The organism is Actinomadura citrea, assembly GCF_013409045.1.
Taxonomy (GTDB): Bacteria; Actinomycetota; Actinomycetes; order Streptosporangiales; family Streptosporangiaceae; genus Spirillospora; species Spirillospora citrea.
This window is the reverse complement of the sequence record NZ_JACCBT010000001.1, coordinates 6,480,806-6,497,602: the sequence shown is the minus strand read 5'-3', so window position 1 is coordinate 6,497,602 and position 16,797 is coordinate 6,480,806. Positions and strand designations below refer to the sequence as shown.

At 74.0% G+C, this 16,797-nt stretch carries 16 protein-coding genes and 4 tRNA genes; 10 read left to right on the top strand and 10 right to left on the bottom strand.

What is annotated here, in order from left to right; translation table 11 throughout:
• Window positions 1-39 precede the first annotated feature (39 nt).
• Window positions 40-303, top strand: a complete 264-nt coding sequence (locus BJ999_RS29885; RefSeq protein WP_229810124.1) for a sigma factor-like helix-turn-helix DNA-binding protein — start codon at window positions 40-42, stop codon at window positions 301-303.
• Here the strand turns inward: BJ999_RS29885 and BJ999_RS29880 are convergent.
• Window positions 266-1,174 carry a LysR family transcriptional regulator gene (locus BJ999_RS29880; protein WP_179836346.1) on the bottom strand — a complete coding sequence of 303 codons (909 nt, stop codon included), beginning with the start codon at window positions 1,172-1,174 and terminating at the stop codon, window positions 266-268. The two genes, BJ999_RS29885 and BJ999_RS29880, sit on opposite strands and share 38 nt — an antisense overlap.
• Window positions 1,175-1,256: 82 nt before the next feature.
• Between BJ999_RS29880 and BJ999_RS29875 the strand changes: the two genes are divergently transcribed.
• The 6 genes from BJ999_RS29875 to BJ999_RS29850 all read left to right on the top strand — a co-directional run bounded on the left by BJ999_RS29875 (window position 1,257) and on the right by BJ999_RS29850 (window position 4,573).
• On the top strand, window positions 1,257-2,105 hold the full coding sequence (locus BJ999_RS29875) for an oxidoreductase (protein ID WP_179836345.1): 849 nt from the start codon (window positions 1,257-1,259) through the stop codon (window positions 2,103-2,105).
• Between the two features lie 210 nt (window positions 2,106-2,315).
• Window positions 2,316-2,400 (top strand) — tRNA-Ser (locus BJ999_RS29870).
• 1 nt (window position 2,401) lies between these two features.
• Window positions 2,402-2,474: transfer RNA gene (locus tag BJ999_RS29865), tRNA-Met, on the top strand.
• Window positions 2,475-2,485: 11 nt separating this feature from the next.
• A tRNA-Arg gene (locus BJ999_RS29860) sits at window positions 2,486-2,558 on the top strand.
• 2 nt (window positions 2,559-2,560) lie between these two features.
• Window positions 2,561-2,632: transfer RNA gene (locus BJ999_RS29855), tRNA-His, on the top strand.
• Between the two features lie 93 nt (window positions 2,633-2,725).
• On the top strand, window positions 2,726-4,573 hold the full coding sequence (locus BJ999_RS29850) for a glycoside hydrolase family 3 protein (protein ID WP_179836344.1): 1,848 nt from the start codon (window positions 2,726-2,728) through the stop codon (window positions 4,571-4,573).
• A gap of 19 nt (window positions 4,574-4,592) precedes the next feature.
• Here the strand turns inward: BJ999_RS29850 and BJ999_RS29845 are convergent, their stop codons facing one another.
• Together BJ999_RS29845 and BJ999_RS29840 are read right to left on the bottom strand one after the other, a co-directional pair.
• Window positions 4,593-5,873: an ABC transporter substrate-binding protein gene (locus tag BJ999_RS29845; protein ID WP_179836343.1), complete on the bottom strand. Its 1,281-nt coding sequence runs from the start codon at window positions 5,871-5,873 to the stop codon at window positions 4,593-4,595.
• Window positions 5,870-7,165, bottom strand: coding sequence for a Gfo/Idh/MocA family protein (locus BJ999_RS29840; protein ID WP_179836342.1), 1,296 nt, complete (start codon window positions 7,163-7,165; stop codon window positions 5,870-5,872). The genes BJ999_RS29845 and BJ999_RS29840 overlap by 4 nt, the downstream gene beginning before the upstream one ends.
• Window positions 7,166-7,289: 124 nt before the next feature.
• Here BJ999_RS29840 and BJ999_RS29835 point away from each other — a divergent pair, with 124 nt between their 5' ends.
• From BJ999_RS29835 to BJ999_RS29825, 3 genes are all read left to right on the top strand, one after another.
• Entirely contained in the window at window positions 7,290-8,489 is a 1,200-nt protein-coding gene (locus tag BJ999_RS29835) for an ROK family transcriptional regulator (RefSeq protein ID WP_179836341.1), read from the top strand.
• Between the two features lie 232 nt (window positions 8,490-8,721).
• On the top strand, window positions 8,722-9,027 hold the full coding sequence (locus BJ999_RS29830) for a hypothetical protein (RefSeq protein ID WP_179836340.1): 306 nt from the start codon (window positions 8,722-8,724) through the stop codon (window positions 9,025-9,027).
• On the top strand, window positions 9,024-9,311 hold the full coding sequence (locus tag BJ999_RS29825) for a hypothetical protein (RefSeq protein WP_179836339.1): 288 nt from the start codon (window positions 9,024-9,026) through the stop codon (window positions 9,309-9,311). The genes BJ999_RS29830 and BJ999_RS29825 overlap by 4 nt, the downstream gene beginning before the upstream one ends.
• A 15-nt stretch (window positions 9,312-9,326) precedes the next feature.
• On the opposite strand, the gene BJ999_RS29820 is transcribed toward BJ999_RS29825, so the two are convergent.
• The 7 genes from BJ999_RS29820 to BJ999_RS29790 form a co-directional block, all read right to left on the bottom strand.
• Entirely contained in the window at window positions 9,327-10,436 is a 1,110-nt protein-coding gene (locus BJ999_RS29820) for an AAA family ATPase (RefSeq protein ID WP_179836338.1), read from the bottom strand.
• A complete protein-coding gene (gene pnuC / locus BJ999_RS29815; protein ID WP_179836337.1) occupies window positions 10,433-11,080 on the bottom strand; it encodes a nicotinamide riboside transporter PnuC in 648 nt (215 codons plus the stop codon). Before pnuC ends, BJ999_RS29820 begins: the two co-directional genes overlap by 4 nt.
• Before the next feature lie 41 nt (window positions 11,081-11,121).
• A complete protein-coding gene (locus BJ999_RS29810; protein ID WP_179836336.1) occupies window positions 11,122-11,853 on the bottom strand; it encodes an anti-sigma factor in 732 nt (243 codons plus the stop codon).
• Window positions 11,850-12,437, bottom strand: a complete 588-nt coding sequence (sigK, locus tag BJ999_RS29805; RefSeq protein ID WP_179836335.1) for an ECF RNA polymerase sigma factor SigK — start codon at window positions 12,435-12,437, stop codon at window positions 11,850-11,852. The genes BJ999_RS29810 and sigK overlap by 4 nt, the downstream gene beginning before the upstream one ends.
• 65 nt (window positions 12,438-12,502) lie before the next feature.
• Window positions 12,503-13,891, bottom strand: a complete 1,389-nt coding sequence (locus BJ999_RS29800) for a sulfite exporter TauE/SafE family protein (RefSeq protein WP_218935292.1) — start codon at window positions 13,889-13,891, stop codon at window positions 12,503-12,505.
• Window positions 13,888-15,198: a tetratricopeptide repeat protein gene (locus BJ999_RS29795; RefSeq protein WP_179836334.1), complete on the bottom strand. Its 1,311-nt coding sequence runs from the start codon at window positions 15,196-15,198 to the stop codon at window positions 13,888-13,890. Before BJ999_RS29795 ends, BJ999_RS29800 begins: the two co-directional genes overlap by 4 nt.
• Entirely contained in the window at window positions 15,198-16,760 is a 1,563-nt protein-coding gene (locus BJ999_RS29790) for a DUF4331 domain-containing protein (protein WP_179836333.1), read from the bottom strand. Before BJ999_RS29790 ends, BJ999_RS29795 begins: the two co-directional genes overlap by 1 nt.
• Between the last annotated feature and the right edge of the window lie 37 nt (window positions 16,761-16,797).

The window sequence follows — 16,797 nt, the reverse complement described above, 5'->3', positions numbered from 1 at the left end:
GAGGGCGGCGGGGCGGGAGAAGGGTGCCAAATTCGTCGTGTGGCACTGCGAATGGGCAAAGACACCGGTTCGTTCGCCCCCGGTTCGCCGGGGGAGCGGATGCGCCCCGCGGTGGTCGCCCGGGCCTTCCAGGGGCTGCCGCCCGCGCACCGCGAGATCCTCACCGAGACGGTCTTCCGGGACCGATCGGTCAACGAGGCCGCCGCCTCGCTGGGGGTGCCGGTCGACGTGGTCAAGGTCCGCGTCTACCAGGCGCTCCGGGCGCTCAGCGCGGCCGTGGAGGCGCCGCGGACGTACGCCTGACGCCCGCGAGCGCGCGGACGACCGCGGCGAACGCCTCGACGAGCGGGCCTCCGTCCGCCCAGGCGAGCGCGACGCGCAGCGGCTCCACGTCCGTGAGCGGCACCCAGGACAGTCCGGGGCGCGCGTAGTACAGCGCCATGCTGGACGGCGCGAAGCAGATGGCCGTGCCCTCGGCGACCTGTTCGAGCATCTCCTCGACGTTGTCGTTGGTGGGGCCCCAGCGCGGGGCGGACCCGTCCGGCCTGGGGTTGACCGCCCACCAGTCCACCCACTCGCGGGGTGCGCGCTCGGTCCACATGAGGGGCTCGTCCTTGACGTCCATGATGGACACGCCCTCGGCGGAGGCGAGCGGATGGCCCGCCGGGAGGCCCACGACGCGCGGCTCGGTGTGGACGATCTCCGAGTGGAGGCCGCCGAGGTCGGCGGGCAGCCACACGAACGCCACGTCCACCTGCCCGGCGCGGAGCGCGGCGGTCTCGCCGCCCCAGTCGAAGCGCTTGGGCTCGACGCGGACGCCGGGGTGGGCGCCGGCGAACTCGGCGCGGGCCCGGGTCGTCAGCTCGCCCGCGCCGCTGGCCTCGAACCCGACGCGCAGGACGCCGGTCTGCCCGCGCCGGTGCCGCTCGGCCGCGGCGACGACGCGGTCGGCCTGCCGGACGGTGCGGCGCGCCTCGGCGATCACGTCGCGGCCGGCCGGGGTGGGGGTCACGCCGCCCGGGTGCCGGTCGAACAGCCGGACGCCGAGCTCGGCTTCGAGCCTGCGCAGCGCGTAGGAGAGCGCGGGCTGGCTGACGTAGAGGGCCTCGGCGGCCCGGCCGAGATTGCCCGCGTCCGCGATCGCGGCGAGGTAGCGCAACTGGCGCAGCTCCATACGGGGATCATAAACGCTCTTTATCGACCGGAAGGATCTCTGTCTTGGACGGCGCGGCCGGTGGTCTGCGATAACTACGGGCATGACGAACACCACTGAGCACGGACGGGTCTGGCTGATCACCGGGGCGAACTCGGGTTTCGGGAGGGCGATCGCGGAGGCGGCGCTGGCCGCCGGGGACACGGTCGTCGCGGCGGCGCGGCGCCCGGAGGCGCTGGACGATCTGGTGGCGCGCCACCCGGGCCGGGTCAGCGCGGTCGAGCTGGACGTCACCGACCAGTCGAGGGTCGCGGACGTGGTCGCGGACGCGGTGCTGTGGCACGGACGGATCGACGTGCTGGTCAACAACGCCGGGCGCGGTGTCGTCGGCGCCGTGGAGGAGACCACCGACCGCGAGTTGCGCGAGTTGATGGATCTGCACTTCTTCGGCCCGGCGGCGCTGACCCGGGCGGTGCTGCCGCACATGCGCCGCCAGCGGAGCGGCGCCGTCGTGCAGATGTCGAGCATGGGCGGCCGGTTCTCCTTCCCCGGCGTGGGCGCCTACTCGGCGACCAAGTTCGCCCTGGAGGGCCTGTCGGAGGCGCTGGCGCAGGAGGTCGCACCGTTCGGGATCAAGGTCCTGGTGGTCGAGCCGGGCGCGTTCCGGACGTCGTTCGCCGGCGGCGGACTGCACCAGACGGCCGCGATGCCGGAGTACGCCGGCAGCGTCGGGCCGGTCCGGGCGAACCTGCCGGGCAGCGACGGCAAGCAGCCGGGCGATCCGGCCAGGGCCGCCGCGGCGATCCTGAAGGCACTGGACGCCGACGACACGCCGCTCCGGCTGCCGCTGGGCAACGACGCCGCGGACGCCGTCGACGCCGCCCTCGCCGGAGCGCGGAAGGAGTTCGCGGCCTGGGAGCCGACCTCCCGGAGCACTGATTTCGACGAATGAGGCGATAAATGGGTTGCCCGGGGCGGAACCGCCCCGGCACCATGGACGTCGTAGGTGAGAACGCCGGAAAGACGGGATCGGAAAGGGGAGCGGCGATGCGACGTCATCGAATGCGCAGCAGCCATTCCGGTCTCGGGAGCCGCCGACGGACGTGACCCGCACGTCCTGAAGCCGACCGCCCGAAGACCACGGGCGGTCTTTTTCGTTTCCGGAGGGTTGGCCGAGCGGAAAGGCAGCGGCTTGCTAAGCCGTCGTCAGGGTCACCCCTGCGCGAGTTCGAGTCTCGCACCCTCCGCGCTGAGCAGGGACGCTGGTGCGTCCGGCGGTCTCATAAACCGCAGCAGGCAGGTTCGATTCCTGCGCTCAGCACGCAAGAACACGTCTCCGTGGCGCAGTGGAGAGCGCGCCGGGTTGCGGACCCGGAGGTCGCAGGTTCGATTCCTGCCGGAGATACGGCTTTCGTGGTGTAGTGGTCTGCACACCAGGTTGTGGTCCTGGTGGTGTCGGTTCGATCCCGACCGAGAGCCCTGTGAACTTTGTCCGGCCGTGACCGGCAGATATTGCTCAGGTGCTGGTATCCGGTTGCGTTGCGTTTGATCGAACCTGGAAAAACCTTCCGCATGTGCTGTTCCTCCCCGCGGGCGTTGCGGTTCCGCGCTGTCGGCCTGAGCCTGCTCGCCGCATTGGTGCTGACCGTCCACGGCGGTCTCGCCCGGGCCGCCTCGGGCCCCGCGCCCTACCTCGACCCGCAGCTGTCGGTGGAGGACCGCGTCGACGACCTGCTCGACCGGATGAGCCTCGCCGACAAGCTCGGCCAGATGACGCAGCCGGAGCGGCGGTACGTGACGCCGGAGGACGTCACCCGGTACCGGATCGGATCGGTCCTGTCGAGCGGAGGGTCGGCGCCCAGCCCGAACACGCCGGAGAGCTGGGCGGACATGTACGACGGTCTCCAGCGGGCCGCGCTCGCCGCGCCGCTGCGCGTCCCGATGATGTACGGGGTGGACGCGGTGCACGGCCACGGCAACGTGGTCGGTGCGACGATCTTCCCGCACGACATCGGGCTCGGCGCGGCCCGCGACCCGGCCCTCGTCCGCAGGATCGGCGCGGCGACCGCGGCGGAGATGACGGGGACGGGAGTGGACTGGAACTTCGCGCCCTGCCTTTGCGTGGCCCGCGACGACCGCTGGGGCCGGACGTACGAGTCGTTCGGCGAGGTGCCCGAGCTGCCCGCGACCATGACGACGCTCATCGACGGACTGCAGGGGGACGAGCTGGGCGGCCCCACGTCCGTCCTGGCCACGGCGAAGCACTACCTCGGGGACGGCGGCACGGAGCGCGGCGACGACCGCGGCGACACCAAGGTCTCGGAGAAGGAGCTGCGCGCGGTCCACCTGCCGCCGTTCCGGGAGGCCGTGAGGCGCGGCGTCGGCGCGGTGATGGTCTCCTACAGCTCGTGGAACGGGCTGAAGATGCATCAGAACACCTACCTGATCAGCGACGTCCTCAAGCGTGAGCTGGGCTTCACCGGCTTCGTCGTGTCCGACTACAACGGCATCGACCAGATCGACGGCGAGCGGGGGTTCACCAAGGACGAGGTCGCGGCCGCGGTCAACGCCGGGATCGACATGGTCATGGTGCCGACCGAGTGGCGCCGGTTCATCGACCACCTGCGCGACGCGGTGAAGGACGGCGCCGTCCCGATGTCCCGCGTCGACGACGCGAACCGCCGCATCCTGACCAGGAAGTTCCAGCTGGGCCTGTTCGAGCGGCCGATGGCCGACCGTACGTACCTGAGGACGGTCGGGAGCGCCGAGCACCGCGCGCTCGCCCGGCGCGCGGCCGCCGAGTCGCAGGTGCTGCTGAAGAACGCGGACGGCGTCCTGCCGCTGGACGGCGGCGACAAGGTCTTCGTCGCGGGCCGCAGCGCCGACGACATAGGCATGCAGTCCGGCGGCTGGACGATCAGCTGGCAGGGCGCGCCGGGCCCGACCACGAAGGGCACCACGATCCTGCAGGGCATCCGCAAGGCCGCGGAGCCGTCCGCGACCGTCACCTACGACAGGGACGGGACGGGCATCGACAGGTCCTACGACGCGGCGATCGCGGTCGTCGGCGAAAAGCCGTACGCCGAGTACCACGGCGACCTCACCGGTGACATGGGCCTCGACGAGGCCGACCTGAAGACCATCGAGCGGTTGCGGGCGTCCCGGGTCCCGGTGGTGGTGGTGCTGGTGTCGGGACGGCCGCTGGACATCGCCTCGGAGCTGCCCGGGTGGAGCGCGCTCGTCGAGGCGTGGCTGCCGGGCAGCGAGGGGGCGGGCGTCGCCGACGTCCTGTACGGGGCCACCGCCCCCACCGGCAGGCTCCCGGTGACGTGGATGCGCTCGGCCTCCCAGCAGCCCATCAACAGGGGTGACGGCAAGAAGCCGCTGTTCCCCTTCGGATACGGCCTCACCTACGAGTGAGCGGCCTCCCGGAGAGCCTTCAGTCGGCCAGCGCCGCCAGCGCTTTCTGGAGGTCCTCGGCCGCGCGGTCCACCGGCTTCCTCCCGGTTAGCGCCGCAGTGACGTGCTCCTGCACTGCGGCGCTGACCTCGTTGTACCGCACGACAACGGGGCGCGGCCGCGCCTTGTCCATGCCCTGCCTGAGCACCGGCAGGTAGGGGTACCGCTTGATCATTTCAGGGTCGCCGTAGAGGGCGGCGAGGGACAGCGGGAACGACTGTGCGCGGCCGTACTCGTGCTGGACGGCCGGGCCGACGATGTGGGCGATGAAGTCGCGGGCGGTGGCCTGGTGCTTGGAGAACGCCGACACGGCCAGGTTGTTTCCGCCGAGGGTGCCGGAGCCCGGCCCTCCCTCGCCCGGGATCGGCGCGACGCCGAACTTCCCGGCCACCTTCGAGCCGTCCTTCTCGGCGGCGAGCGCGTAGGCATAGGCCCAGTTGCGGTGGAAGACGAGGTGCCCCTCCTGGAAGGCGCGGCGGCCCTCCTCCTCCTTGAACGTGATGGCCTTCTGCGGGATGGTGCCGTTCTCGAACGCGTCCACGAGGAACCTGAGCCCGGCCTTGGCCTGCGGGGTGTTCACCCGCGGCCTGCCCGAGGAGTCGAAGACCTCGCCGCCCGCGGACTGGACGGCCTCGGAGTAGTTGACCGTGAGCCCCTCGTACTTGCCGTACTGGCCCGCGTAGCAGTCGACGCCCTCGCCGTCCGCTGTCCGGCGGACCTTCGCGCAGGCGTCGCGCAGCTCGGCCCACGTCTTCGGCGGGCTCTTCACCCCGGCCTTGGCGAGGAGGTCCTCGCGGTAGTAGAGGACGCCGGTCCCGGTCAGCCACGGCGCCGCGTACAGCCTGCCGCGGTACTTGCCGGTCTCCAGGGCCGCCGGGACGAACGAGGAGGCGTCCACCAGCCCGTCCGGCAGCGGCAGGATCCAGCGGCGCGCGGCGAACTCCGCCGTCCACACCGCGTCCAGCCGGACGACGTCGTAGGCGTCCGACTTGATCTGCATGTTCTGGACGAGCTGCTGCCGCGCCTGGTCGCCGTCCTCGGGCAGCTCGACGAGCCGGACCCTCTCCTTCGGATGGCCGTCGTTCCACGCGGCGACGAGCCGCTGCACGGTCTGGGTGAGGTCCTTGCCGGTGGCGACGGTGACGGGCCCCCGGCCGTCGTTGCCGGCGGGCGACGACGGCCCGCCGGACGAGTCGCCGCAGGCGGCCGACGCGAGGAGCAGGGACAGCGCGGCGGCGGCCGGCAGGAGTCTGATGGTCACGGGCGCACCGTGCCTTTCGCCAGAAGTGACTGCGGGTCCAGGTCGATGACGGTGCCGTCCAGCCGGGCCCGTTCGGCGGCCCACACGACGCGGTGCGAGGCCAGGCTCTCCCTGGGGCCGGAGCTGAGCGGGGCGGGGTCGCCCGCGGCAAGCGCAGCGACGAAGGCGTCGGCCAGCGCGTCGTCGGCGTGGTCGTGGCGACCGTCGGACGCGCCCCCGGGAGGGACGGCGCCGGGCTCGACGGTCTCGGTCTCGCCGGTGACGAAGTCGCGGACCGTGATGCGGACGCCGTCGCCCTCCAGGCAGCCCGACGTCCCGAAGACGCGCGTCTGGCGCGGGGCGGCCGCCGCGAACGCGGTCATGGTGAACACGCCGGTCGCGCCGGACGGGAACTCCATGTTCACGACCTGGTGGTCGACCACGTCGTTGTCGCACGCGTAGACGCAGCGGCCGTACGGACCCTCGCGCAGCGCCCGCAGGACGCCCGCCTCGGTGCGGTCGTCGGTGACCGCGCCGAGCGGCCACCTCTCGCGGCCGGGATCGCCGAGGCACGACAGGTACAGCCGGGTCGCGGAGTAGGGGCAGCGGGCCTCCACGGCGCAGTCGACGCAGCGGTCGGCGGCGCCGGGCGGCCGCTCCTGCGGGCGGAAGTGCGACAGCCGCCCGAACGAGGACACCCGCGCGGGGGCCTCGCCCATCACGTGGATCAGCCAGTCGACGTCGTGGCACGACTTCGTCATCAGCATCGGGCCGGACTCGTCCGCCCGCCGCCAGTTGCCGCGCACGTAGGAATGGGCGTGGTGCCACCAGCCGACCGGTTCGAGGTGCTGGACGCTGACCGGCGCGCCGATCCGGCCGTCCTCGATCAGCCTCCGGAAAGCGCGGGTGTACTCGGTGTAGCGCATCACATGGCAGACGGCGAGCATCACCCCGGCCCGCTCGACGGCGTCCACGATGCGCAGCGCGTCCGCCTCGGACGTCGCCATCGGCTTCTCCAGCAGGATGTGGCAGCCGAGGCCGGCGAACCGGACCGCGGGCTCGGCGTGCTCGGCGTCCTGCGTCGCGATGATCACCCCGTCGGCGGGGCGGCCCCGCGCGGCCATCTCGCGCCAGCCGGAGAACGTCCGCTCCGGCGGAAGGCCGTGCTCGGCCGCGAACCGGGCGCGCCGCGCCGGGTCGGGCTCGGCGACCGCGACGATCCGGCCGGCCCCGGCCTCCCGGATCCGCGCGGCGTAGCCCCGACCGCGCAGCCCCGCCCCGGCCACGGCGATCGTTGGCCCCGTCCGCTGCATCGCGCACCCTTCCGACCTGGCCGTCCGCCCCGCCCCGGAACCGGCGGCCGATTTATGCAAGGTGTTTTCATAAGTAGTCTGGCAATAATGTCGTCCGTCCGCCGAACGCTGTCAAGGGGTACCCGTGCCGCACCACTCTCTCCACGGAGGCGACCCCTCGGTGCTCCGCCGGCTCAACTCCGCCGCGACGCTGCGCGCACTGCGCGACGGCGGCGAGGCCACGCTGTCGGAGCTGGCCCGGCGCGTCGGGCTGTCCCGGCCCACCACCGAGGGCGTGCTGGGCGAGCTGATCGACCGCGGCCTGGCCGCCGAGGACGCGCCGCGCCCTGGCGGCGGGCTCGGCCGGCCCGCACGCCGCTACCGGTTCCGCGCGGAGGCCGGCCACGCCCTCGGCATCGACGTCGACGCGCACCGGGTGAGGCTGCTCGTCGCCGACCTCGCCGGCGAGGTCGTCGGCGGGCACCGCGCCGCCCTCGCCGGCCGCGCCGCCCCCGGCGAGCGGATCACGGCGGTGCGCGCCGCGGTCAGGGCGTGCCTGGCCGGGGCGGGCGTCGTCCGGCGGTCGCTGCGGGCCGTCGCGGCCGGCACCCCCGGCGTCGTCGCCCCGGACGGGACGGTCACGTCCTGCACGGTCGTGCCCGGGTGGGAGGGCGTCCATCTGGCGCGCGAGCTGGGCCGCTCGTTCTCCTGCCCCGTCCTCGTCGAGAACGACGCCAACCTCGCCGCCATGGCCGAGCGGTGGCGCGGCGCCGCCCGCGACGCCGACGACGTCGTCTGCGTCCACGCCGCCCTGCACACCGGCATGGGCGCGATCATCGGCGGCCGCCTGCACCGGGGCCGCTGGGGGGCCGCGGGCGAGATCGGCATGCTGGACGAGCTGGGCCTGCGGGACACGACCGCCTCCCTGGTGCCGGAGGCCGGTTCCGGCCCCCTCTTCGAGGAGGCGGAACGCGTCCTGGACGCGGCCGGGCGCGGGTCCGCCGAGGCGCGGGACCGGGTGGAGCGGCTCGCCGCCCGGATGGCGCGCGGCGTCGCGGCGATGGCCCTCGCCCTCGACCCGGAGATGATCGTGGTCGGCGGCCCCCTGGTCGGGAGCGGCGCGCCGCTGGTCGCCGCGCTGCGCGAACACGTCGCGCCGCTGTCCCTGAGCCCCGTCCGGATCGAGGGATCCGAACTCGGAGAGGAGTCGGTCGCCCTCGGCGCCGTGCGGCTCGCCCTCGACCGGATCGACGAGGACCTGTTCCGCCTCGACCAGCCGGCCGGGCGCCCGCTCCTCACCGGGCCGGCCGAGCAGCATCGAGGACGCCCGCCCGCATCGGCTTGAAGCCTCACATTCTCAGCTCGCTGGCGCGGGTGAAATGGGGACACGCCCGACCCTGTCCGAAGGCCAATCCGTCGCGGAACGCACTTGTGCCTTCACAAGGCCTTTGTGGCCCCTGGTCCGGAGGTCATCAATACGCTGCGTGCCGCCAAATGGCCCTCTGTGCTGTCTGTGGGGCCCGGTATGGTCTCGTTGCACGGACGAGAGGGGACCGAACCAGACGGACGGGAGCGACATGAGCGCACAACCGCTAGAACCACTCCTCCCGGGGCAGGTCCACCGGGTCCCAAGGACGATCAAGGGCATCGCCGACTGGCTGACGGAGGAGAAGCGCACCAGGTTCCTCGAAGAGGTCATGGCGGCCAAGGAAGAGGACGACTACAGGCGGGTCATGGACGACTGGTGGGCCGAGGCCCATCTGGCCCAGATCCCCGACCGCGCGGAGCGACGTGCCAGGGCGCGCAGGGCGGACCGGAGCGAGCTGGTCTCGCTCGAAGAGCTCAAACGGCGGTTCCTGTCGGAGGAAGACGCGGAGAAGTGACCGCGGGCCGGAGCGGCTGGACGGTCTTCTGCGAGAAAGAGGCCTCCGACGTGATCGAGGCCATGCCCCCGGCGCTGAAGAACTCGGTGATCCGCTTCTTCTGCGACTTCGCGGTGGCGGGCGGGCTGGCCATCGACACCGGAGGCGGTCCCCCCGGAAGGCCTTTGGATGACGCCGATCTCGAATTTCGTCTGGTGGTCGACGGCACCTCGATGTTCTTCGACTACCTCGTCCTTGCCGACATCAAGGAGTTCCGCGTGACGAACATGATCTGGCTGGGCTGACCCGGGCGGCCGGGGCTAGGGGGTCAGCGGGGTGCTGAAGTGCCAGCCCTCGGCCAGCAGGGCGTCGGTCGCCTCGACGGCGGCGGCCAGGCGCCGCTCGTGGGGGCCCGTCACGGTGAGGTGCGGAAGACCCTGCTTCTCCAGTTCCTCCCGGAAGCGTCCCGACATCCACGACCTGATCAGCTCGCCGTCGCGCCAGCCGTCCTGCTCGAAGGGGACGCCCTCGGGATCGGTCAGGATCCACAGATGGTGCGGGGTCCGCCCGTGGACGGCCTCGACCTCGGGGGCCGGTGCGCCGAGGTAGCGCTCGTGCCAGATCGCCGTGGCGAACGCGTCGGTGTCGCAGACCAGCAGCGGCGAGCCCGAGCGGGCCGCCGCGTCCTCCAGCGCCGCGTGGCGTTCGGCGATCTCGGTGAACTCGGCCGACTCCCACACCAGGTCGTCCAGCCACAGGGACGGGTCGCCCGCCCGCCGCCGCGCGGCGGCCAGCTTCTCCTCGGTGAACGTCCGCCCGTACTCCGGGACCCACCGGGTCGCCTCCCACACTCCGGCCCGCCGGGCGTAGTGGGCGGCGAGCGCGCGGGCCAGCGTGGTCGTGCCGGTCGACTCGGCGCCGACGACCACGACTCGTCGCGCCAGGTACGCCCGAACGGGCGGCGAGAGGTGCTCCCAGTTCCCCACGGGGTCCTCGCGCACGGCGGTGCCGCTCACCGGGAAGCGCTCGCGCGGCGGGTCGACCGGGACGTGCACGGCCGAGAAGCGCTCCGCCAGCTCCGGCCCGTACGCCTCCGAGCTGAACACCGCGTCCACCGGCGGGACGGACGCGCCGAGCCCCGACCGCATCGCCAGGCCCGCCCGGAACGCCGCGACGTGCGCCGACCAGACCTCGTCGGACTCGTAGTCGATCTCCACGTCGTCCACCACCGGGACGATCTCCACGTGCGGCTGCCGGTGCGCCTCGCGCAGCCACGCCGTCCGCAGCGCGAGCGGGATGCTCTCCGCGGTGGACGCCGCGACGACGACGCTCACCCGGGCGCAGGACGCGGCGGCCGTGTCGATCAGATGGCGGTGCCCGGCGTGCGGCGGATAGAACTTGCCGATGACCAGGCCGTGCTCGTGCGTCATACGGCCGCCGCCGGGGCGAGGGGCCGCGCGCGCAGATCGCGGCGCCAGGCCAGCAGCCCGGACACGCACAGCGCCAGGAAGACGAGGTAGAGGGCGCTGGTGAGCTTGAGGTCCTTGGCGAAGTACAGCGGGATGTAGACGAGGTCGGCGGTGATCCACAGCCACCACGACTCCAGCAGCTTGCGCGACTGCCCGTAGGTCGCCATGAGGGAAAGCGCGGTGGTGAGGGCGTCCCAGAACGGCACGGTCGAGTCCGTCCACGCCGACAGCGCCCAGGTCAGCAGGGCGGTGCCGGCGGCGCCCGCGGTGATCAGGGCCGCCCACTCGGCGCCCCGCGTGCGCCGCACCGGGAGTCGGTCGCGGCCGTCCCCGCCGTACAGCCACACCCACCAGCCGTAGAGCTGGAGCGCGACGTAGACGACCTGGAGTCCGGCGTCGGCGTAGAGGCCGCCGTCCAGGAACACCAGGCCGAGCAGGATCACGTTCGCGATGCCGATCGGCCAGTTGGCGATGTTCTGCCGGACGACGAGCCACACGTTGACCGCGCCGGTCGCGAAGCCGAGCAGCTCCGCCCACGTGGTGGGGACCGACCCGAGATGGAAGGCGGGGTCGAGCAGCGGGCCGAGCGGGACGTTCACCGACATGCCCGCAATGATCACATATCGTCAGTCAGACGACAAGTGGATCAGGTGACGTCCAGCAGGACGAGCGGCGACGTCGTCGGACGCGCGGACCCGCCGGCGGGCTCCACGGTCACGCCGACCTTGTCCCGCGGCCGCCACGTCCCGGCGACGACCGGGCGATCCGGGTCGCCGGGCAGCAGGCCCGCCGAGCGGGGGCCGTCCGCGCCGATCAGCCACAGCTGGTAGGCCTTCGAGGACGGCAGCGCCCGCAGCCCGGACGAGGCCACGACCACCCCGCCGCGCGACGCGGACACGACGATCGTGACCGTCCCGCCGCCCGCGGCGCGCCCCGTCGCTGAGCGCGCGTCCGGCGCCGACAGTACCGACGCCACGTCCCGGTAGGCGGTCTCCGCGCGCTCCACGCGCTGCCGTTCGTGGACGGCCACTCCGACGGAGGCGGCCGTCACGAGGCACGCGGCCGCGGCAAGCCCTGCCGCGGCGGCGCGCCGCCACCGCCTCGGCCGGATCGGCCGCACGTCCGCGTCCCGGCCCGGGGGCGCGGGCGGCAGCTGCCGGACGTTCCGGACGTCGGCCAGCACCCGGGCGCGCAGCCGCGGCGGCGGGGCCTCGGCGACCGCCATGCCCAGCCGGGCCGTCGTCGCCCGGAACTCGCGCAGCTCGGTCGCGCACGTCTCGCACCCCGCCAGATGCTCTTCGAACGACCGCCGCTCCCCGGCGTCGTCGATCGCGTCCAGCGCGTACGCGCCGGCGAGGGCGTGCAGATCGTTCGTCACCGTTCCACCCCCAGGCAGTCGCGCAGCCGGATGATGCCGTCGCGCATCCGGGTCCGCACCGTGTTCGGCGGCGCGCCCACCAGCGCGGCCACCTCACGATAGGAGTGCCCGCCGTAGTAGGCGAGCGTCACCGACTCGTGCTGCAGGTGCGTGAGCGTCCCGAGGCAGCGCCGCACCCGCTCGTGCTCCAGCCGGGCCTCGACCCGCTCGCCCACCGGGTCGTGCGCGCCGCCCGCCCCGGGGTGGACGGTTCTCGCCTCGCGCTCGCCCGCGGCCTGCTCGCGCCGGACGCGGTCCACGGCCCGGCGGTGCGCGATCGTCAGGATCCACGCCATCGCGCCGCCGCGGCCCGGGTCGTAGCGGGCGGCGGACCGCCACACCTCGATCATCACCTCCTGCGTCACCTCCTCCGCCATCGCCGGATCGCGGACGACCCGTCGCACCAGCCCGTGCACGGGCGCCGCGGTCACGTCGTACAGCAGCTCGAACGCGCGCTCGTCGCCGCGCGCCGTCCGGCCGAGCAGCGCGTCCGCGTCATGCCCGGACACCGTGCCGCCGTGCGGCGGTCCCGTCTCTGCCGGCATGCCGCGCTCCCCTCCGTGGGCCGTCCATACGGCACTACGCATCCGGGAGCGCCCAGGGTCGGAACTCACAGGACCAGGCTCCGCAACGTGAGCCCCAGCCCGAGGGCGACCACCGTCGCGGACGTCCCTATCGGCATCATTCCGCCGGGAAGCCGGATCCGCATGGCCGGAATGCGCCGCGCCAGGGCGCGCGCGGAGCCGGCGACGAGGAGGCCGGCCGCCATGAGCGCGGCGGCGAGGCCGAGCCCGTAGGCCAGGACGAGCACGACCCCGAACCAGGCACGGCCGATCGCCGCGCCCCCGACCAGCACCACGACCGCCGACGGGCTCGGCACCATGCCGCCCGCCAGCCCCATCAGCACGACCCCGCCGCGCCGCGAACGCACGGGCCCGTGTCCGTCTCCGTGCCCGTGGCCGTGGCCGTGCCCGTGCCCGTGCCCGTGGCCGTGACCGTGGTGCCGGTTGCGCAGGGCGCGCCGCAGCAGCAGCGCCCCCGCCGCCGTCACGAGGACGCCGCCCGCCGCGCCGAGCCAGGGGAACAGCGCCTCGGGCGCCAGCAGGGCCCCGGACGTCACGAGGAGGCCGAGGGCCAGGACGCCGGCCGTGTGGGTGAGGGTGACCGTCAGGCCGAGCGCGAGGACGTCCCGCGTCCGGCGCCGCGCGTCCCCCATCGCGTGCGCCGCCATGATCGTCTTGCCGTGGCCGGGGGCGAGCGCGTGCAGGGCGCCGAGCAGCAGCGCGATCAGGAACGCCAGGGCCGCGAAGCCGGGAGTGAGGTCGTGCCGCGCGACCAGCGACGTGAACTTCTGCGTCAGCCCGTCGGCGCCGCGCGGCAGCAGCGCTCCGGGCCCGCCGACGGGCGCGGGGGCCGCGAGCGGCGGCCCGCCCGCCCGCACGTCGAGGGACGCCGACCGCTGGTCGAGCGGGGAGGCGAGCATGTCCGCCGGGTAGGCGGTGAGGCGGCGGCTGCGCGACGACCCGGGCACGTCGGACGCGGCGAGCGTCATCCGGTCGCCCCGCGCGCTGACCTCCCGCCAGCCGATCCGGCCGTCGGCGTCGCCGGCCCGGAAGGAGACGCTCCCCGGCCCGGCGGGTGCGGTGATCCGGCATTCGAGCCGCAGCGTCGGCAGTCCCGCCTGCCCGCGCGGAGCCGACGCCGCGGCGGAGGCGACCGTCGCGGTGACGGGGCGCCCGCCCACCGTGATGCGCAAGGACGAGGCCGCCCGCGCACAGGCCCCGCCCGCCCAGGTCGCGAGCTCGCCGCCCGACGGGCGCCCGTCGTGGTCGGCGTCGAGCCCCGGCATCGCCTGCGCGGCGGGGATCTCGGCGAGGTCCTCGACGTGGTCGATCCGCAGCTCGTGCGGCGCCGCGACCAGCCCGTCGTAGTGGTTGACGGTGAAGTTGCCCAGGGGATGCGCGGCGAGCATCCCGGCGGCGAGGGCGAGAACGATCACGACGCACCTTCCAGGTCGTCCAGGGCCGCCTTGGCGCGCGGCGCCCACAGCGGTGAGAAGCCCGGGTTGCGGCGCAGCGACCCGGCCAGGTCGCGCCGCGCCGCGGCCCGCTCGCCGAGGGCCTTCTCGATGACGCCGAGATGGAACCGGAAGGACGCGCGGCGGTATCCGGTGGCCGTCGCCTGCCGGGCGTAGCGGAGGGCCTCGCCGTCCCGCCCGTTGACGTGCAGCGCCCAGGCCAGGGCGTCGGCCGCGTGCACGCCGCACTGCCGCACGCCCGCGCCCGGGCAGCGCCGCCGGTACTCGGCCCGCGCCGCCCGCAGCGCGTCCCCGGCGTCGCCGTGGTCGCTCTCGGACAGCGCGGTCTCCAGGTCGGCGTCGACTCCGTTGGCCCTGGCGATCCGCGCCCACGCCGCCGCGACCGCGTACTGCCGTCCCGCCTCGTCCCGGCGTCCGGCCGACTCCAGCAGCTCCCCGTACTCGGTGAGGTACTGCGGCAGCGGGAGCCGCCGGACGATCTCGGCCCGCTCGGCGAGCGCCCCGGCCGTGTCGCCCCGCGCGGCCCTGACGCGGGCCTCGCCGTCCATGGCGGGCAGGTGGCCGGGGGACAGGCGCAGCGCCTCGGCGTACTCGCGCCGCGCCCGGCCGAGGTCGCCGTCGTTCCAGGCCAGCTCGCCGAGCTGCACCGCGATGTAGGCCAGGTCGCCGCGGTCGGTGGCCGAGGCCCGCGCGAGCCCCAGCACCCGGCGCGCCTCCGCGACCTCCCCGCGCAGCTCCCGCACGTACGCGAGCCGGGTGAAGACCGGGATCCCCGGGCGGACGGCGTCCGCCCGGCGGGCGGCGGCCAGGGCGCCGTCGTAGCGGCCGAGCTCCACCAGCGCGTCCACCCGGACGGCCGCGGCGCGCTGCCCGTAGGGGTTCGCCTTGAGCGCCCCGTCCGCGTACCGCAGCGCCCCGTGGAAGTCGTGGCGCGCCGCCGCGAGTGCGCCGAGCCCCGCCAGCGCGCCGTCGTTCCCGGGCGCCTCCCGGAGGGACCGGTGGAGCACCTCGTCCGCCTTCGGGTAGTACGTCGGGTCCGCGGTCACCCGGGCCTGCTCCACGTACGCGATTCCGAGGGACGCCCAGCCCGCGGCGTCGCGGGGCTGCTCGCGCAGCCTCTTCTGCAGGCCGGCGATGCCCGGGGCCGGGGCCCCGGCCGGGGCCGCCGCGGCGCGCTCCCCGGACGGGCGGCCGAACGCGACCGCCGATCCGAGGGTGAGCGCCGCGACGAGCCCCGCCGCCGAGGCCCCGGTGATGAGGGGACGCATCAGTTCTCGTGCCGTCCCGTCTCGGGACGCCGGCGCCGCAGCCACAGCAGCCCGCCGACCAGCACGAACGCTCCCGCGCCCGCCACCGCCGCGACCGGTGCCAGCGGGATCGTCCCGCCCTCGCCGTCCGATGTGGTCTCCGTGGCGCCCGCGTTGAGGAAGTTCACGGGCCCGCCGTCGCCCTTGCCCGCCGCGCCCGCGGCCTTCGTCCCCGGCTTCGTCGCGCCGCGCACGTCCGACCCCGAGTGGGGCTGCGCGACGTACGGGAAGCTCTTGCCGAACCCGGCGTCGTTGACGTTGACCGCGTCGCCGAGGTCGTTCTTCTTGCCGAGCAGCTCGCCCTCGACGGCCTGCAGCTCGATGTCGACGACGTCGTCGGTGAGCCGTCGCCCGTTCGGGAAGCCCGCCTTGTCGCCGCCTAGCACACCCAGCCGGTCCGGGGTCGCGGTCGGCTTGACCGAGGTGTTCAGCCGCAGCAGCTCCGCCGGCCGCACGTGCGCCGGCTGGTTCAGCCCCGGCACCCCGGTGAGGAACGCCTGGACGAGGTCCTTGCGCGGCCCGGGCGGCGCCGGGATCTTGTAGATCTTCTCGATGAGCTTCGGCAGCTCGGGGTCGGTGACGAACCCGGCGAACTGTGCGTCCTGCCACGGGGTGGACGCGTTGAAGGCGTCCTTCCTGCCGCGCGGAATGACCACCTCGTTCACCAGCGGGCTCCCGAGCCGCGACACCTGCGCGTACGCGCCGGACGCGGAGAGCCGCGCCACGGTCGAGTTCACCCCGATCACCGGGTCGTGCCCCGTGACGAGGTGGCGCGTCGGGACCTGCAGCGCGACCGTGTTGACGTTGTAGCCGCTCAGCGTGTCGTTCCCGACCTCCTTCAGGTTCGCGCCGTACAGCAGGTCGAACACCCGCAGGTCGAGGAAGAACGGGTCGTCGGCCTGCCCGGCGAACGACGTCGTCCCGTCGCCGAGCGGCCTGACCGCCTGGGTGCGCAGCTTTGCGTAGTCCGGCATGGACGCCTTGCCCACGTTGGACGGCGCGACGGGCGCGTTCTCGGCGAGCGTGCGCACGCTCCGGACCTGGCCGTCGACCCGCCGGACCAGCGTCAGGTCGTAGGTCTGCGTGAAGTTGAGGTCGGGGTCGTCCAGGCCCGTCACCGGCCCGGTGTTGTAGAGGAAGGTGTTCGCGTTCTTCAGCCGGTCGTGGAAGCGGAACCGGTAGGTGAGGTCGGGCAGCGAGTCGCCGTCGTTGTCGACGTTGAGGTCGTACCTGGCGTCCCGCGCGAACTTGTAGAAGTTCGGCCCGCCCGCCGGGTCCTGGAACGGAACGAAGTTCGCGATCAGTGTGGTGGTGTCCGGCCTGTCCGGACTGACGAACGCGTACACGTCGGTGTTGTCGTACTGCGGCTGCCCCGAGATGAGCGGCGCCTCGCGGTGGCTGGACGCGGTGCCCTGCCGCGGCGCGAGTCCGGCGAACCCGCCCGCGAGAAGCAGGCCCCCGGCGGCGACCATCGCGACGACCCGCGCCCTGGACGTTCCCCCGGCTGGATGGAGTGTCGGCATCGTGGAACCCTCGCCGGTCTCCGGGTGCTCGCCGCGG

Coding starts and splice junctions, on each gene's coding strand:
- pnuC (WP_179836337.1), bottom strand. CDS start 11,080: ATGTCGGTGAACGTCCCGCTCGGCCCGCTGCTCGACCCCGCCTTCCAT.
- BJ999_RS29840 (WP_179836342.1), bottom strand. CDS start 7,165: ATGCAGCGGACGGGGCCAACGATCGCCGTGGCCGGGGCGGGGCTGCGC.
- BJ999_RS29880 (WP_179836346.1), bottom strand. CDS start 1,174: ATGGAGCTGCGCCAGTTGCGCTACCTCGCCGCGATCGCGGACGCGGGC.
- BJ999_RS29820 (WP_179836338.1), bottom strand. CDS start 10,436: ATGACGCACGAGCACGGCCTGGTCATCGGCAAGTTCTATCCGCCGCAC.
- BJ999_RS29830 (WP_179836340.1), top strand. CDS start 8,722: ATGAGCGCACAACCGCTAGAACCACTCCTCCCGGGGCAGGTCCACCGG.
- BJ999_RS29795 (WP_179836334.1), bottom strand. CDS start 15,198: ATGCGTCCCCTCATCACCGGGGCCTCGGCGGCGGGGCTCGTCGCGGCG.
- BJ999_RS29850 (WP_179836344.1), top strand. CDS start 2,726: ATGTGCTGTTCCTCCCCGCGGGCGTTGCGGTTCCGCGCTGTCGGCCTG.
- BJ999_RS29875 (WP_179836345.1), top strand. CDS start 1,257: ATGACGAACACCACTGAGCACGGACGGGTCTGGCTGATCACCGGGGCG.
- sigK (WP_179836335.1), bottom strand. CDS start 12,437: ATGCCGGCAGAGACGGGACCGCCGCACGGCGGCACGGTGTCCGGGCAT.
- BJ999_RS29790 (WP_179836333.1), bottom strand. CDS start 16,760: ATGCCGACACTCCATCCAGCCGGGGGAACGTCCAGGGCGCGGGTCGTC.